The 15601-nt window shown below is 71.9% G+C and carries 15 protein-coding genes; 7 read left to right on the top strand and 8 right to left on the bottom strand.

The window, feature by feature from the left end; genetic code table 11:
- Positions 1 to 92: 92 nt before the first annotated feature.
- Positions 93 to 521, bottom strand: a complete 429-nt coding sequence (locus ABGB05_RS16665) for a DUF3151 domain-containing protein (protein WP_347654317.1) — start codon at positions 519 to 521, stop codon at positions 93 to 95.
- Between the two features lie 235 nt (positions 522 to 756).
- On the opposite strand from ABGB05_RS16665, the gene ABGB05_RS16660 reads away from it, so the two are divergent.
- A complete protein-coding gene (locus ABGB05_RS16660; RefSeq protein ID WP_347654316.1) occupies positions 757 to 2022 on the top strand; it encodes a hypothetical protein in 1266 nt (421 codons plus the stop codon).
- 75 nt (positions 2023 to 2097) lie between these two features.
- Here the strand turns inward: ABGB05_RS16660 and fbaA are convergent, their stop codons facing one another.
- On the bottom strand, positions 2098 to 3126 hold the full coding sequence (gene fbaA / locus ABGB05_RS16655; RefSeq protein WP_347654315.1) for a class II fructose-bisphosphate aldolase: 1029 nt from the start codon (positions 3124 to 3126) through the stop codon (positions 2098 to 2100).
- A gap of 222 nt (positions 3127 to 3348) precedes the next feature.
- Positions 3349 to 3729, bottom strand: coding sequence for a phage holin family protein (locus ABGB05_RS16650; RefSeq protein WP_347654314.1), 381 nt, complete (start codon positions 3727 to 3729; stop codon positions 3349 to 3351).
- A gap of 216 nt (positions 3730 to 3945) precedes the next feature.
- On the opposite strand from ABGB05_RS16650, the gene ABGB05_RS16645 reads away from it, so the two are divergent.
- Positions 3946 to 4161, top strand: a complete 216-nt coding sequence (locus tag ABGB05_RS16645) for a hypothetical protein (RefSeq protein WP_347654455.1) — start codon at positions 3946 to 3948, stop codon at positions 4159 to 4161.
- A 57-nt stretch (positions 4162 to 4218) separates the two neighbouring features.
- Here the strand turns inward: ABGB05_RS16645 and ABGB05_RS16640 are convergent, their stop codons facing one another.
- Complete coding sequence (locus tag ABGB05_RS16640) at positions 4219 to 5310, bottom strand: LCP family protein (RefSeq protein WP_347654313.1); 1092 nt, start codon at positions 5308 to 5310, stop codon at positions 4219 to 4221.
- A gap of 2 nt (positions 5311 to 5312) precedes the next feature.
- Entirely contained in the window at positions 5313 to 5792 is a 480-nt protein-coding gene (locus tag ABGB05_RS16635) for a SigE family RNA polymerase sigma factor (RefSeq protein WP_347654312.1), read from the bottom strand.
- A gap of 197 nt (positions 5793 to 5989) precedes the next feature.
- On the opposite strand from ABGB05_RS16635, the gene ABGB05_RS16630 reads away from it, so the two are divergent.
- The 4 genes from ABGB05_RS16630 to ABGB05_RS16615 all read left to right on the top strand — a co-directional run bounded on the left by ABGB05_RS16630 (position 5990) and on the right by ABGB05_RS16615 (position 12682).
- Positions 5990 to 7516: an LPXTG cell wall anchor domain-containing protein gene (locus ABGB05_RS16630; protein WP_347654311.1), complete on the top strand. Its 1527-nt coding sequence runs from the start codon at positions 5990 to 5992 to the stop codon at positions 7514 to 7516.
- Positions 7517 to 7674: 158 nt separating this feature from the next.
- A complete protein-coding gene (locus ABGB05_RS16625; RefSeq protein WP_347654310.1) occupies positions 7675 to 9171 on the top strand; it encodes a 3' terminal RNA ribose 2'-O-methyltransferase Hen1 in 1497 nt (498 codons plus the stop codon).
- Positions 9168 to 11762, top strand: a complete 2595-nt coding sequence (locus tag ABGB05_RS16620) for a polynucleotide kinase-phosphatase (RefSeq protein WP_347654309.1) — start codon at positions 9168 to 9170, stop codon at positions 11760 to 11762. The genes ABGB05_RS16625 and ABGB05_RS16620 overlap by 4 nt, the downstream gene beginning before the upstream one ends.
- 200 nt (positions 11763 to 11962) lie before the next feature.
- On the top strand, positions 11963 to 12682 hold the full coding sequence (locus ABGB05_RS16615; protein WP_347654308.1) for a VTT domain-containing protein: 720 nt from the start codon (positions 11963 to 11965) through the stop codon (positions 12680 to 12682).
- A 429-nt stretch (positions 12683 to 13111) separates the two neighbouring features.
- On the opposite strand, the gene ABGB05_RS16610 is transcribed toward ABGB05_RS16615, so the two are convergent.
- The 3 genes from ABGB05_RS16610 to ABGB05_RS16600 all read right to left on the bottom strand — a co-directional run bounded on the left by ABGB05_RS16610 (position 13112) and on the right by ABGB05_RS16600 (position 15071).
- Positions 13112 to 13489: a metalloregulator ArsR/SmtB family transcription factor gene (locus ABGB05_RS16610; RefSeq protein ID WP_007073957.1), complete on the bottom strand. Its 378-nt coding sequence runs from the start codon at positions 13487 to 13489 to the stop codon at positions 13112 to 13114.
- Positions 13490 to 13545: 56 nt separating this feature from the next.
- Complete coding sequence (pyrE, locus tag ABGB05_RS16605; protein ID WP_347654307.1) at positions 13546 to 14085, bottom strand: orotate phosphoribosyltransferase; 540 nt, start codon at positions 14083 to 14085, stop codon at positions 13546 to 13548.
- Positions 14086 to 14294: 209 nt separating this feature from the next.
- The gene (locus ABGB05_RS16600; protein ID WP_347654454.1) at positions 14295 to 15071 is read right to left on the bottom strand and encodes an SDR family oxidoreductase; all 777 of its coding nucleotides are present in this window, start codon (positions 15069 to 15071) and stop codon (positions 14295 to 14297) included.
- 335 nt (positions 15072 to 15406) lie between these two features.
- Here ABGB05_RS16600 and ABGB05_RS16595 point away from each other — a divergent pair.
- Positions 15407 to 15601 (top strand): hypothetical protein (locus ABGB05_RS16595; protein WP_347654306.1); only part of this gene is annotated, 195 nt, incomplete at its 3' end.

Raw genomic sequence — 15601 nt, 5'->3', positions numbered from 1 at the left:
GACGACACACCGGTTCCAAGGCCGGTGCCGACGCTTCCCGTCCGAGGCAGAGCTCCGACGCTCCCCGTCCCGAGGCGGGGCGCCGGGTCGGATCAGCTGCCGGCCAGGGCGTCCCCGGCCGCCGGGTCGCAGTCCCGGAGGAACTGGGCGCACCGGGCCGCCTCGTCCGCCTCGCCGATCTCGTCGGCCGCCCGGGAGAGCACATACAGGCAGCGCAGGAAGCCCCGGTTCGGCTCGTGGGCCCAGGGCACCGGCCCGTGCCCCTTCCAGCCGTTACGGCGGAGCTGGTCCAGACCCCGGTGGTAGCCGGTCCGGGCGTACGCGTACGCGGCGACCACCTGGTCGGCGTCGAAAGCACGTGCCGCCAACGTCGCCCAGGCCGCGCTGAACGTCGGATGGTGGGCGGCCGCCGACGCGTACGCGTCGTCGGTGTCCGCCTGCCGCGCGGCGGCGAGCGCCGCCTCGGCCTCGTCGTCGCCGGGCAGCAGGGTGGCCGGCGGTTCGGGCAAGAGGTTCTGCATCGGACCATTCAACCCGGCGGCGTTCGGCGCCGACCAGGGACCCCTGGCACGGAGGCTGGCTGAACGGCTGAGGGAGCCGTCACGCGTGCGGACGGTGCGCCCGGCGACGGAGTGGACTACAAATGGAGGTCCGGAGCCTCCCCAGGACCCGGTAACAGAGAGCCCGGTGACCCTGGTGTCGCCGGGCTCTCGCCATACCGGCCCCTGCGGCGGACGATTGCCGGCCCGGGGCAGGATGGTCAGGGTGCCCACTCCACCCCCCGCCGACGTGCTCGAACCCCACGACCACACCGCCGACGAGATCGAATCCCGTGCCGAACTCGAACCCCACCTGCGCGGCGGCAGCCTCGCCGGGCTGACCGTCCAGGGGCTGCGGCTCGACCTCGAACCGGTGCCGGACCTGACCGCCGTCGACCTGACCGACACCCTCTTCGTCGGCTGCCGGTTCGCCTCCCGAGAGGTCGAGGCCGAGGTGGTACGCCGGGGCGCGTACGTCGTGCCGGCCTTTCCGACGCTGCCGTACCCGATCCACCCGCCGCGGCTCTACACGCCGGACGACCTGGCCGCCGGCTTCGACAGCCACGGCTTCGCCGGCATGTACGACACCCTGGTCTACCAGCACTTCCGGGCCCACGGGGGTGCGCTGCCGGAGGTACGGGAGGCGCTGACCCAGCGGCTGCACGACCACGCCGTCGACAACGCGCTGGCCGACGCCACCCGGTCCTGGCTGGCCACCCACGGACCCGGCTCGGTGGTCGGGGTGATGGGCGGGCACGCGGTGCCCCGGGGCACCTCGGCGTACCGGCTGGCCGCCACGCTGGGCTGGGAGCTGGCCCGGGCCGGCCGGCTGGTGGTGACCGGCGGCGGGCCCGGGGTGATGGAGGCGGCGAACCTCGGCGCCTACCTCGCCGACCACTCGGCGGAGCAACTGACCGCGGCGATCGACATGCTGGCCACCGCGCCGGACTTCGCCGACCACGGGCCCTACACAGCCGTCGCGTTGCAGGTCCGGGCCCGGTTCGGTACGACACTGCCCGGTCCCCGCGTCGGCGGCGACGGTGGTGGTGGTGGTGGTGGTGGTGGTGCGGACCGGGTCGACGACCCGGACGGCTGGGCCCGCCGGGGTGGCCTGGCGATCCCGACCTGGCTGTACGGGCACGAGCCGGCGAACCTGTTCGCCGGCCGGATCGCCAAGTACTTCTCGAACGCCATCCGGGAGGACACCATCCTGCGGCTGGCCCGGGGCGGGATCGTCTTCGCCGCCGGCCGGGCCGGCACGGTCCAGGAGGTGTTCCAGGCGGCGACGAAGACGTTCTACGGCACCGACGGGGCGAGCGGCCCGTACGTCTTCCTGGACCGCGCGTTCTGGACCCGGACCCTGCCGGTGGAGGCGCTGCTGCGCCCGTTGCTGACCCTCTCACCGGCCGGGGACCTGTCTGCGCTGATCCACGTCACCGACGACGTGCACGAGGCGGTACGGCTGCTCACCACCACCGGCTGAGCCCGGACAGACCGGCGGCCGGTGTCCCGACATTCCATGTCCGGGACACCGGCCGCGGCGCGACCGTTGTCTCGGTTACTTGGCGAGCGTGGTGCCGGTGGAGCGGAGGTGCTCGCAGGCCTCGACGACCCGCTGCGCCAGCCCCGCCTCGGCCTGCTTGCCCCAGACCCGCGGGTCGTACATCTTCTTGTTGCCGACCTCGCCGTCGACCTTCAGCACCCCGTCGTAGTTGCGGAACATGTGGTCGGCGACCGGGCGGGTGAAGGCGTACTGGGTGTCGGTGTCGATGTTCATCTTCACCACGCCGTAGTCGAGCGCCTCCCGGATCTCCGAGAGCAGCGAGCCGGAGCCGCCGTGGAAGACCAGGCTGAGCGGCTTGTCGCCCTTGCCGAACTTGGCGCCGACGGCCTGCTGGATCTCGTTGAGGATCTCCGGGCGGAGCTTGACGTTGCCCGGCTTGTAGACGCCGTGCACGTTGCCGAAGGTCAACGCCGCCATGTAGCGGCCCTTCTCACCGAGGCCGAGCGCCTCGACCATGGCGATGCCGTCCTCGACGGTGGTGTAGAGCTTGTCGTTGATCGCGTTCTCGACACCGTCCTCCTCGCCGCCGACCACGCCGACCTCGATCTCGAGCACGATGTGCCCGGCCGCGGCCTCGTCGAGCAGCTGGGAGGCGATCTGCAGGTTCTCCGCCACCGGGACCGCCGAACCGTCCCACATGTGGGACTGGTAGAGCGGCTCCTCGCCCCGGGCGACCCGCTCCTTGGAGACGGCCATCAGCGGGCGGACGAACTTGTCGAGCTTGTCCTTGGGGCAGTGGTCGGTGTGCAGGGCGATGTTGACCGGGTAGTTCTTGGCCACCTCGCGGGCGTACGCGGCGAAGGCGACCGCGCCGGTCACCATGTCCTTCACGGTCGGGCCGGAGAGGTACTCGGCGCCACCGGTGGAGACCTGGATGATTCCGTCGCTCTCCGCGTCGGCGAAACCGCGCAGCGCCGCGTTCAGGGTCTGCGAGGACGTGACGTTGATCGCGGGGTACGCGAACCGGCCCGCCTTGGCGCGGTCGAGCATCTCGGCGTAGACCTCGGGGGAAGCGATGGGCATGTCAAACGCTCCTTTGAAAACGTTCCCGGCCTCGTCGGCCGCTGTCTGATTGAACCTTTTTCAACCTGAACCGCGCGGCGCACGCGCCCCGACTTCCACCTGGGCCACGACGGACCGCTACGGGAGGTTGAAAAAGGTTCATTGGGTGCGCCGGACCGCGCTGTCCTCCGCCGGAAGTATCCCGCAGGCCGTTTCCGCCGCCGCAACCCACCCTTCCGCACCTCAGCGTTCGGACCGGTCCGGCACCACCACACCGAGCAGCCAGCCCACCACGGCCATCACGATCGCCCCGTAGAACGCCGGCCAGAAGCCGTCGATGGAGAACGGCAGGTCGAACAGATTCGCGATCCAGTCGGTGAGCAGGAAGAGCAGCGCGTTCACCACAAGTGCGAACAGTCCCAGGGTCAGCAGGTAGAAGACGCAACCGACCACGTGGATGATCGGCTTCAGCACCGCGTTGACGATGCCGAAGATGAACGCGACGACCAGCACCGTCAGCGCGTTCTCCCAGCCGGACCGCCCGGTCAGTTCGATGCCGGGCACCACCAGGCTGGTGATCCACAGCGCCACGGCGCTGATCACCAGCCTGATCAGGAAGCCCACGGCCCCATCCTGGCACGCCGATCCGGAGCCGGGCGGCGATTCCGGCGACCGGACGCCGGACCGGGCAGCAGGTCAGCGACCGGACCGGGCGACTGGTCGGGGTACCCGCCGGGCACTGCCGGTTTACCCGGCCGCCGCACCGGGCACGGTGCTTGGCAGACTCGCGACGGAACACCCCGTACGGTGAGGAAAGTGACCGATCCGCAGGAGAGCGACATGGCCCAGCCCGACGAGGACTTCGCCCCCGGCGACCACCTCACCCCCGACGAACGGGATCCGGAGGCGCCGGCCGCCGACGCGGTCGAGCAGGCCACCGTCGCTGATCCGTCGACCGAGGACCAGCCGTCCGTCCAGCGGGGCCTGGAGGTCGACGAGTACGACGCCATCGAACAGTCCCGGGTCGTCGCCCCGCACGACGACGACTACCGCTGACCGGGCGGACCCCGACCCGGCACCACCCGGGTCAGCCTCCAGATCGGTGGGAGTGCCTCAGCGGGTGATCCGCTGCGGGTGCCCCGCCACCCACTCGGCCACCGTGTCCCGGCGCAACGCGTCGAACAGACTCCGGCTCTCCGCCGCGTCGATCGTCTCGACCAGGCCGTCCGCGCTCTGCCGGGGGCGGATCGTCCAACCGATGCCCACCGCGTCCGCCGCCGCCACCCCACGCAGGGCGCCGAACAGTTCCGGCACGGTCACCCCGCCGAGATCCAGTACGAGGTCACCGCCGACCGCGTCGACGATCTGCGCGGCCCGGACCGGGTTGAGGGCGGTAGCCGGGTCGGTCACCTTGTGCAGCAGCGCCTCGGCGAACCGTTGCCCGTTACGGTCCCGGTCGTGCGCCCCCTCGCGCATCGTGAACCGCTGCCGGAGCAGGTCCAGCGCGGCGGCACCGTCCAGCTGCTGACAACCGGCCCGGAAGGTCCGGTCGGTGTGCTGGGACGCCACGTCGGCCGGCAGGCAGACCCGCACCCCGCCGACCGCGTCGGTCACCTGCCGCAGCCCCCGGTAGGTGAGGGTGGCGGTGGCCTCGAACCGTACCCCGGTCAGCTCGCTGACCGTCCGCTCGGTCAGTTCCGCCCCGGCCGCCAGGTCCGGCCGGGCTCCGGGCCGGTGGCTGCCGAGGTAGAAGGCCGAACCGAGCTTGGCGAAGCCGTGGCCCGGGATCTCGACGCCGAGATCCCGGGGGATCGAGATCAGGTAGAGCCGGCTCCGGTCGGCCGGTACGTGCACCATCAGCACGGTGTCCGCCCGGTGCCCGTTGCTCCGCCCGTCACCGCCGTCGAGCCCGAGGAACAGGAAGTCCAGCGGCTCCGCCGGACCGGTCGGGGCCAGTACGAACGGCGGCGCGGCGACCTCCGGAACGCCCGGCAGGTCACCGGCCCGGCCCAGGAACGGCACCGCGAGTACGGCGACCAGGGCGAACGCCGCCCCGGTGGCCCGTACCGCCCGGCGGCGGCGTCGACGCCGGGTCACCGTCACCGCGATCGCCTCACGCACCGGGCCGACCTCCGGGGTCAACCCCTCGTACCGGGCGAACGCCGCCCGCAACTCGTCCTCGACCGGCCGCATGTCGTCGCTCATCGTCAGGCCTCCACGAACTCGGCACGGATGGTGGCGAGGGCCCGGGAGATGGCCGAGCGCACCGTCCCGACCGCGCAGCCGAGCACCTCGGCGATCTCCGCGTCGGGCAGATCCTCGTAGTAGCGCAGCACCAGCGCGGCGCGCTGGCGGCGGGGCAGCCGGGCCAGCCAGCTCCAGATCTGGTCCCGGTCGGCGGTCGCCTCGGCGTGGTCCACCGGCGCGGGCAGCCCCTCGTCGGGTTCCGCGCGCAGCCACACCCGCCGCATCCAGGACCCGCGCTGCCAGTCGAGGTACTGGTTGGTCAGCATTCGGCGCACGTACCGTTCGGGCACGTCGGCCCGGACCACCCGTCGCCAGTTGAGCTGGACCCGCACCATCGTCTCCTGCACAAGATCCTGGGCGAGATGGGGGTCGCCGGTCAGCATCACCGCGTAGCGCAGCAACGCGGTGAGCCGGGAGTCGGCGAACTCCTCGTACGTCACGCACACCTCCGGGCGTCTTCTGCTATCTCGACGGATCGGACGGACCGAATGATTGCGGGATACCGGAAAGACATTCGGGCTGAACGACAGGCGCCCATCCACCGAACGGACCTGCTTGGTTTTCGGGACAGCAGGACCGGATTCCGGTTTGTACGCTCCGGGGGCCGCATCTGATCTTCACGGGAGGAACCCCCTCGATGCGAATCACAAACACCCGGCGTGCGCTGGCCGGGCTCGGTGTGGCCGGCGCGCTTGTCGCCGTGGCCCCGACGCCGGCCCAGGCCGCCGCCATCGAGCTCGGTGTCTACTTTCCGGACACCACCGTCGTACTCGGCCAGCCCGGCACGGTCGCGGCGCCGATCCTGTACGGCTCCGAAGAGGACTCGGTGTACGAGGCCAAGCTCACGTACGACCTCGCCGACCTGGCCGGCAAGGTGACCGTCACCGAAACCGGTTCCGCCGACTGGTGCGAGGCGGCGGGGACGAAGCTGGTCTGCACCCCGCAGGGCTCGATCATGGTGGACCCGTGGGGCAGCTACTACGACCACAAGTTGCTCTTCGAGGTGGCTGACGGTGCCACCCTCGGCGACGAGGGCACGCTGAAGGTCACCTTCGAGGCGGAGGGGAGCGCGGCCGTCAGCCACGAGGCGACCATCCGGGTCGGCGAGGGTGTCGACCTCGTCGCCCTCGAGGGCGCAGGGGTCACCGCCCGCCCCGGGGACGACTTCACCGCGACGGCGGGGGTCACGAACGCCAGCACCACGGTGCTCAACGGTGCTGCCCTGCTGTTCGACAACGACCACGGGATCCTTCCGCGGGAGCGGTACTCGAACTGCTTCTACGACGGCGACGCCCTGCAGGCCTGCGTTTTTGACGAGGCGCTGGAAGCGGGCGCGACGTACGGGGTCGACTTCGCCTACACCCTCAGCCCCGCCGCCGAGGCGCCGGGGCGGGAGCACAGCAACATGACCTGGTACACGAAGGACGACTTCGCCGATCTGATGAACGAGACCCGGGCGAAGCGGACTGCCGGTACCGGCGCCAAGCTGGCCCTGCGCGAGGTCTCCCGGGTGAGTGCCCGGAGCGCCCAGACCGACCCCGACCCGTACAACAACTACGCGGGGGTCGAGGTGACGGTCACCGGCAACAACCCGGTCGACCTGGCCGCGATCGGTGACAGCGCCGCCGGCGAGCAGGGTGACGAGGTCACCGTGACGGTCGGCCTGGACAACCCGGGGTCGGCCACCGCCGACGCCATCCGCACCGGCGACGGGGTCACCAACCTGCGGGTCACGCTGCCGAGCGGGACCAGCGCGGTGGGCGTCCCGCAGGACTGCGTGGGGCGGAAGGGCAACGACTGGGGCCAGAGCGGTAAGCCGTTCGGCACGGTCTACGAATGCGACACCCCGCTGCTGATGGCGCCCGGCGACCGGCAGACGGTCGAGTTCACCCTGCGGATCGACACGGTGATCCCGAACGCCGCCGGCAAGGTCGAGATCAACTTCCCGTGCAACTGCTCGGGTCGGCAGAGCGACGCCGACAAGTCCAACGACACCGCGAAGATCCTGGTGAACGCGGCCGAGGGTGGCGGCGGTGCCGGCGGTGGCCTGCCGGTCACCGGAACCGCGACCGGGCTGATCGCCGGTGCCGGTGCGGTGCTGCTCGCGGCCGGCGTGGTCGGCTTCGTGCTCGCCCGGCGCCGTCGGACCCGCTTCGTGGCCTGACCCGGGCCAGCGTCCGGTGGCCTGGACCCGGCCGGTCCCGCACCACCCGCACCACGGCTGACGGCACCCCGTCGCCCCGCTTCCGGGGCGACGGGGTGCCGCCGTTCCCGCCGATAATCAGGGCGACGACGACGCGGCCGCCTGTCAGCATGGTCACCGTGCTGATCACCGTGACCACCACCCACCGGCCCGCCACCGACCTGGGCTACCTGCTGGTCAAGCATCCGGACCGGGCGCACTCGTTCTCCGTCCCCACCGGTACGGCACACGTGCTGTTCCCGGAGGCCACGGTGGAGCGGTGCACCGCCGCGCTGCTGCTCGACACGGATCCGGCGGCCCTGACCGGGACCCGGAACCGGGGCGGTCGGTCGGGCCGGGGTACGACCGGCACACCGGAGGGCTTCACCCTCGGCCAGTACGTCAACGACCGGCCGTACGCGGCTTCCAGCCTGCTCTCCTCCGCGCTCTCCACGGTGTTCCGCTCGGCGCTGCGCGGCGACTCGAAGGACCGCCCCGAACTGGCCGCGACGCCGATTCCGCTGGAGTTGCGGGTGCCGGCGCTGCGCTGCCGGGGCGGTGCCGACCTGGCCGAGCGGCTCTTCGCCCCGCTCGGCTGGACGGTGGCGGCGGTGCCGGTGCCACTCGACCCACGGTTTCCCGACTGGGGTGACAGCCGGTACGTCGACCTCACCCTCACCGGGACACTCCGGCTCGCCGACGCACTCAACCACCTCTATGTCCTGCTGCCGGTGCTGGACGACGCCAAGCACTACTGGGTGGCACCGGACGAGATCGACAAGCTGCTCCGGGCCGGTGCCGGCTGGCTGGCCGACCATCCGGAGCGGGGTCTGATCACCCGGCGCTACCTGGCGCACCGGCGGGCGCTGGCCGGCACCGCCCTGGCCCGACTGGCGGAACTCCGGCTCGCCGACGACCCCGCCGACCAGGACAGCGTGGTGGAGGCCGTCGACACCGGCGCCGACGAGGAGGCCGGGCTGCCGGCCACGGTCGACCGGCAGCCGCTCGCCGCCCGACGTCGGGCGGCGGTCCTGGCGGCGCTGGAGGCGTCCGGCGCGACCCGGGTGCTGGACCTCGGCTGCGGCGGTGGCGCGCTCCTCACCGACCTGGTCCGCAACCGCCGCTACACGGAGATCGTCGGAACCGACGTCTCGTCCCGGGCGCTGGCGATGGCGGAACGCCGGCTGCGCCTGGATCGGCTACCGGCCCGGCAGCAGCAGCGGATCAAGCTGTGGCAGTCGGCGCTGACCTACCGGGACGACCGGCTGCGCGGCTTCGACGCGGCCGTACTGATGGAGGTCGTCGAGCACCTCGATCCGCCGCGACTGCCGGCGCTGGAGGCGACGGTGTTCGGTCACGCCCGCCCCGGGACGGTGGTGGTCACCACCCCGAACGTCGAGTACAACGTGCGCTACCCGGGGCTGGCCGCCGGCACCCTGCGGCACGCCGACCACCGGTTCGAGTGGAGCCGGGCGGAGTTCGCCGCGTGGGCCGGGCGGGTCGGCACGACGTACGGCTACACGGTCGCGATCAGCGGGGTCGGGGACGAGGACCCCGAGGTCGGCGCCCCGACCCAGCTCGCCGTCTTCAGCAGCGCCACCCCGTCCGCCCCCGAACAGCCCGAGGAGACCGCGTGACCACCCTGGACATTCCCGAACTGGCCCTGGTGGCCCTGGTCGGCGTCTCCGGGTCCGGCAAGTCGACCTTCGCCCGGCGACACTTCGCGCCGACGCAGGTCCTCTCCTCCGACGCGTTCCGGGCCCTGGTCGCCGACGACGAGAACGACCAGTCCGCCTCCTCCGACGCCTTCGACGCGCTGCACTACGTGGCCGGCAAGCGGCTGCGGGCGGGACGGCTGACCGTGGTCGACGCCACCAACCTGCAGCAGCACGCCCGGGCCGGGCTGGTGACGGTGGCCCGGGAGCACGACGTACTGCCGGTGGCGATCGTGCTGGACGTGCCCGAGGCAGTCTGCTGGGAGCGGACCCAGGCCCGGCCCGACCGGACCTTCGGCCGACAGGTCATCACCCGGATGCAGCGTGACCTGCGGCGCAGCATCGGGCGGCTGGAGCGCGAGGGCTTCCGCAAGGTGCACGTACTGCGCGGCGTCGAGGAGATCGAGGCCGCCGGGATCCGCTACGAGAAGCTGTTCAACAACCGGAAGGAGCTGACCGGGCCGTTCGACATCGTCGGCGACGTACACGGCTGCCGGGCCGAGCTGGAGCTGCTGCTGGAGCGGCTCGGCTGGACCCTGCACCGGGACGCAGACGGGCGGCCGATCGGCGCCGAGCATCCGGAGGGCCGTACCGCGATCTTCGTCGGTGACCTGGTCGACCGGGGGCCGGACTCGCCCGGCGTACTCCGGCTGGTGATGGGGATGGTCGCCGCCGGCACCGCGCTCTGCGTGCCGGGCAACCACGAGCAGAAGCTGCTCCGGAAGCTGCGGGGCCGCAACGTGACCGTCTCGCACGGCCTGGCCGAGACCCTGACGCAACTGGAGGCCGAGGACCCGGCCTTCGTCGGCGAGGTGTCGGCGTTCATCGACGGCCTGGTCAGCCACTACGTGCTGGACGACGGCCGACTGGTGGTCGCGCACGCCGGGTTGAAGGAGGAGTACCAGGGCCGCGCCTCGGGCCGGGTCCGCGCCTTCGCGCTGTTCGGCGAGACCACCGGCGAAACCGACGAGTACGGCCTGCCGGTGCGCTACCCGTGGGCCCGCGACTACCGGGGTTCGGCGATGGTCGTCTACGGGCACACCCCGACGCCGACCCCCGACTGGGTCAACAACACCATCTGCATCGACACCGGCTGCGTCTTCGGCGGGGCCTTGACCGCCCTGCGTTACCCGAGCCGGGAGCTGGTCTCGGTGCCGGCGGCGAAGGAGTACTACGCACCGGCCCGGCCACTGCACGCCGTACCCGACGGGTCGGGCGGCGCCGGCGACGGCGCCGGGGCGAGCGACCGGGCGGCCGCCGACGACCATGGCCTCGACCTGCGGGACGTCACCGGCCGGCGACACGTCGACTACGGCTACGGCACGGTGACCGTGCCGGCCGAGAACGCGGCGGCGGCGCTGGAGGTGATCAGCCGGTTCTCCGTCGACCCGCGCTGGCTGCCCTGGCTGCCGCCGACGATGGCGCCCTGCTCGACCTCGACGCGAGAGGGCTTTCTGGAGCATCCGACGCAGGCGTTCGCCGACTACCGGTCCGCCGGGGTGGACCGGGTCGTCTGCGAGGAGAAGCACATGGGCTCCCGGGCCGTGGTGCTGGTCCACCGGGGTGACACCGCCGACCGGGGTGCCGACGGCACGACCCGGTTCGGCCCGGGTGACGGAGTGGTCTACACCCGGACCGGTCGGCCGTTCTTCGGCGACCCGCTGGACCGGGCCCTGCTGGACCGGGTACGCGCCGCCGCCACCTCGGCCGGACTCTGGGCCGAACTGGAGACCGACTGGTTGCTGCTCGACTGCGAACTGCTGCCCTGGTCGGCGAAGGCCGGCGGCCTGATCCGGGAGCAGTACGCGGCCGTGGGCGCCGCCGGCCGGGCTGCCCTGCCTGCCGTGTTGGAGACGCTGGACCGGGCGGGTGCCCGGGGTCTGCCGGTGGCCGAGCTCCGGGACCGGATGAGCCGCCGGGCGGCCGACCTGGCCCGGTACGCCGACGCCTACCGGGCCTACGTACGCCCGACCGACGGTCTCGACGGGGTGACCCTGGCCCCGTTCGCGGTGCTCGCCAGCGAGGGCGCGTCGCACGCCGGCCGGGACCACGGTTGGCATCTGGCCCTGGCCGACCGGCTGCACGCCGCCGATCCCGGGTTCTTCACCCCGACCCGGCGACTGGTCGTGGATCTCGGTGACGAGGCGTCGGTCGCGGAGGCGACCGACTGGTGGCTGGAGCTGACCGCCGCCGGTGGTGAGGGCATGGTGGTCAAGCCGTACGCCGGGCCGGCCGCCCGGGACGACCGGGGACGGCTGCTGCAGCCGGGCATCAAGTGCCGCGGCCGGGAGTACCTGCGGATCATCTACGGCCCGGAGTACGCCGGGCCGGAGCAGCTCGCCGCGCTCCGGCACCGGTCACTGGGGCGCAAGCGCGGGCTGGCGCTGCGGGAACACGGGCTCGGCCTGGCCGCGCTCGACCTGCTGGCCGAGCGGGCTCCGCTGTGGCGGCGGCACGAACTGGTCTTCGCCATCCTGGCCAGCGAGTCGGAGCCGGTCGACCCGCGGCTGTGACCGGTCCGGTGCACAGCGCAGCGGTGGGGGCCGGGTGCCCGACGGGGGGTTCAGATCCGACCGCCCGGAGCGGGTCACCCGGCTCCCATCCGAAACCGCGACGGCGGCGGGACGTGGACGCCGCCTAGACTGCTGTGGTGGCCGCCACCGATCCGGCGGTCCCCTCGTCACGCCCGCCGCCCCGTTCCGGAGGTCCACTCGTGCCGACGCCCACCACCACGCTGGCCCTGGGGCCGGATTTCCTGGACCCGGAGCGGTTGATCTCCGCCTTTGGGCTGCTCGGCATTCTGGCCATCGTCTTCGCCGAGTCGGGCCTGCTGATCGGGTTCTTCCTGCCGGGCGACTCGCTGCTCTTCACCGCCGGCCTGCTCACCGCGAACGGCGAGTACATCACCTACCCGCTCTGGCTGGTCTGCCTGCTCATCACCATCGCGGCGATCGCCGGTGACCAGGTCGGGTACGCGTTCGGCAAGAAGGTCGGCCCGGCCCTGTTCCGGCGGCCGAACTCCAAGCTGTTCAAGCAGGAAAACCTGATCAAGGCGAACGAGTTCTTCGACAAGTACGGCCCACGCTCGGTGGTCCTGGCCCGGTTCGTACCGATCGTCCGGACCTTCACGCCGATCGTTGCCGGGGTCAGCGGAATGCGGTACCGCACCTTTGTCGTCTACAACGTGGTCGGCGGCATCCTCTGGGGAACCGGGGTCACCGTCCTCGGTTACTTCCTCGGTCAGATCCCGTTCGTCAAGACCAACATCGAGCTGATCCTGATCGCGATCGTGGTCATCTCGGTGATTCCGATCGCCGTGGAACTGCTCCGGGCCCGGCTCGCCGCGAAGCGGGGCACCACCCCGGCGGAGGCCGCCGAGCTGGAGCACGCCGCCCAGGAGGCCCAGCAGCGCCGGCAGCACCACCGCTACTGAGCGGACCGGTCACCGCGTGACGCGGGGCGGCGCCCCGGCCCGCGTCCAGGCTGGCCTCCGCCGTAGTCCTGCGGGTTCGCCACAGTCGCGGTTCTCACCGTGGTCGCCGTGGTCGGCGGGCGCCCGGCCATGCCACGGGGCGGCACGACCCGTGGCATGGGCACCCTGGCGTGGAGCACCCTGGCGTGGGCAGCAGAAAATCGGGCGGGGGCGACACATCATCCCCGCCCAGCCTGCCCGGCGCCGTGCCGGCGACCCCGGCCCACCGGATGAGCCCACCACTCATCGCCCGACGTACCTGGACCGGTCCCGCAGCCACTCCTCGGGACGGTTCACGTTGTCGGTCGGGGCGAACCCACCGCGTCGTCAGCGGTCGGGCCGTCTGGCGCCGTCCCGGGTAGGGCGGACACCAGACGGACCGTCACTGATTCAGCGAGCCTTCTTGGTGGCCCGCTTCCGCGGCGGGGTCAGCAGATCAGCGATCGTCGCGATCGCCGTCGGCACCAGGCGGTAGTAAGCCCACACGCCCCGCTTCTCCCGCTCCAGCAAGCCGGCTTCGGTGAGGATCCGGAGGTGGTGACTCACCGTCGGCTGCGAGAGGCCGAGCGGCGCGGTGAGGTCACACACGCACGCTTCGCCCTCCGGCGCCGACTGGATGAGGCTGAGCAGCCGCAGCCGGGCGGGGTCAGCAAGGGCCTTGAGGACCCCCGCAAGCCGCTCAGCATCGGCGCGCTCGATCGGCTCGCCGGCAAGCGGCGAGATCTGAGGCATAGTCATTTCGGCCAACGCAGTTCCCACGTATTCCATCCTTCCACCAGCAGCATCGACCCGCCTGCATATCAGCAGACCGAATCGGCAAACTTTTAGGCCACTAGGCCGAGGTCAGCCAACGTATAGGCTGCCCGGTATGGCAGTCCGGCGGCTCGCACGGCGTCGCCCGCACCTCGATCAACAATAACCGCCACGCCCACGACCACGGCCCCGGCCTCCCGCAACGCCTCCACTGCGGTCAGCACACTGCTGCCCGTCGTGGAGGTGTCCTCTACGGCCACTACCTGGCGACCACGCACGTCCGGACCTTCGATCCGGCGCTGCAGACCATGCGTCTTCCCAGTCTTGCGAACCACAAAAGCGTCCAACCGACGCTGCCGCGCCGAGGCGGCGTGCAGCATCGAGAGGGCGATCGGGTCCGCACCCAACGTCAGACCGCCGACCGCGTCGAAGTCCCAGTCGGCCGTGAGATCGAGCATGGTCCGGCCGACCAACGGTGCCGCCGCGTGATGCAGGGTCACGCGCCGCAAGTCGACGTACCAGTCCGCCTCACGCCCGGAGGACAGGACTACCCGTCCATGGACTACGGCGAGGTCAGTGATGAATTTACGCAGGTCGTCGTGGTCCCCCATGGCCGGTAAGGGTACTGCGCCGAGATGAAAGCCGAACGGCCGACCCGGCACGGCGGCCGTGGGTACGGCTTCCACGGTGGCCGAGCAGCCACAAAATCGGCTACTCTCCGCACTGAATCCTGCCTGCTTTCGGGTCACATCCGGTCGGAGCGACCACGTTCCGGTCGACCCACCGAGCCCGGCCGACGCCCCGGTCGACCCGCGCCGGATCAGCTCTCCTCGCGACCGATCCGCCCCCGGGTGTCCCGGGCCACCGCCCGCCACAGCCGGCCCGGCGCGTGCCGCAGTCCGAAGACCACCGCCCGGTAACGCCAGTCCGGCACACTCACCATCCGGTTCCGCCGCAGGTCACGAAGGGCGTGCCGGACCACGTCGTCGGCGCGCAGCCACATCCACTCCGGAGTCTTCGACATGTCGATCCCGGCCCGGTCGTGGAACTCGGTACGGGTGTAGCCGGGACAGAGCGCCATCACCCGTACGCCGTACGGGTGCACCGACTGGGCGATCGACTCACTGAAGTTCGTCACCCACGCCTTGCTCGCCGAGTACGTCGACCCGGGCATCACCGGGCCGAATCCGGCAACCGAAGAGACATTTATCACTGCCCCGTGTCCACGTTCGGCCATTCCCGGCAGGGCGGCGAGGGTCAACCGCAGTACCGCGTGCACGTTCACCCGGAGCAGGCGTACCTCGTCGTCGGCGGTCGACAACAGGAACGGCCGGTTGAGGCTGAACCCGGCGTTGTTGACCAGCAGGTCGACCGGCTCGGCCGGGTCGCGCAACCGCACCTCGACCGCATCACAACCCTCGTCAGTGGAGAGATCGGCGGCCAGCACCCGGACCGCGACACCGTGCCGGTCGGTCAGCTCGGCGGCGAGATCCGCGAGTCGCCGGCCGTCCCGGGCGACCAGGACAAGATCGTGACCGTCGGCGGCGAGTCGCCGGGCGAAGGCGGCACCGATGCCGGCGGTTGCCCCGGTGACCAGGGCGCGGGGTCGGCCGGCCTGAGCGGCCGCCTCCGGCGCGTCCGGGGCCGTGACGGTACGCGGGACCCGCCCACGTCGGGTGAAGGCTGACACCACTGAGGTCCCTCTCGACGGCTGCTCTGACGTACGACAGGAGCGCAGCCGCAGCGGCGGGCTCGGCGCGGACCGGTTCGTCCGGCACGACACCGGTTCCGCGCGTCCCGCCGTGGGCACCGCCGAGCCAAGGTAACCGACCGGCCCGGCCAGCGGAAGCCCGACAGCGAGCCGGCCGGGCCGGCGCAGGGGCCGGAAGACCCGAAACGGCCTCCGGGGAACGGGTCGTTCCCCGGAGGCCGTTGCACCGCCGGTCAGCTGACCGGCGGCTCGGACTGCCCCGGCTGCTGACCACCCGACTGCGGCTGCTGCTGACCCGGATACGGCTGGCCCGGCTGCGGCTGCTGCTGGCCCGGGTACGGCTGACCCGGATACGGCTGGCCCGGCTGCGGCTGCTGCTGGCCCGGGTACGGCTGACCCGGATACGGCTGGCCCGG

Source organism: Plantactinospora sp. B5E13 (assembly GCF_039871775.1).
Classification (GTDB): domain Bacteria; phylum Actinomycetota; class Actinomycetes; order Mycobacteriales; family Micromonosporaceae; genus Plantactinospora.
The sequence above is the reverse complement of the archived record's forward strand: the minus strand, read 5'-3'. Positions and strand labels throughout refer to the sequence as shown.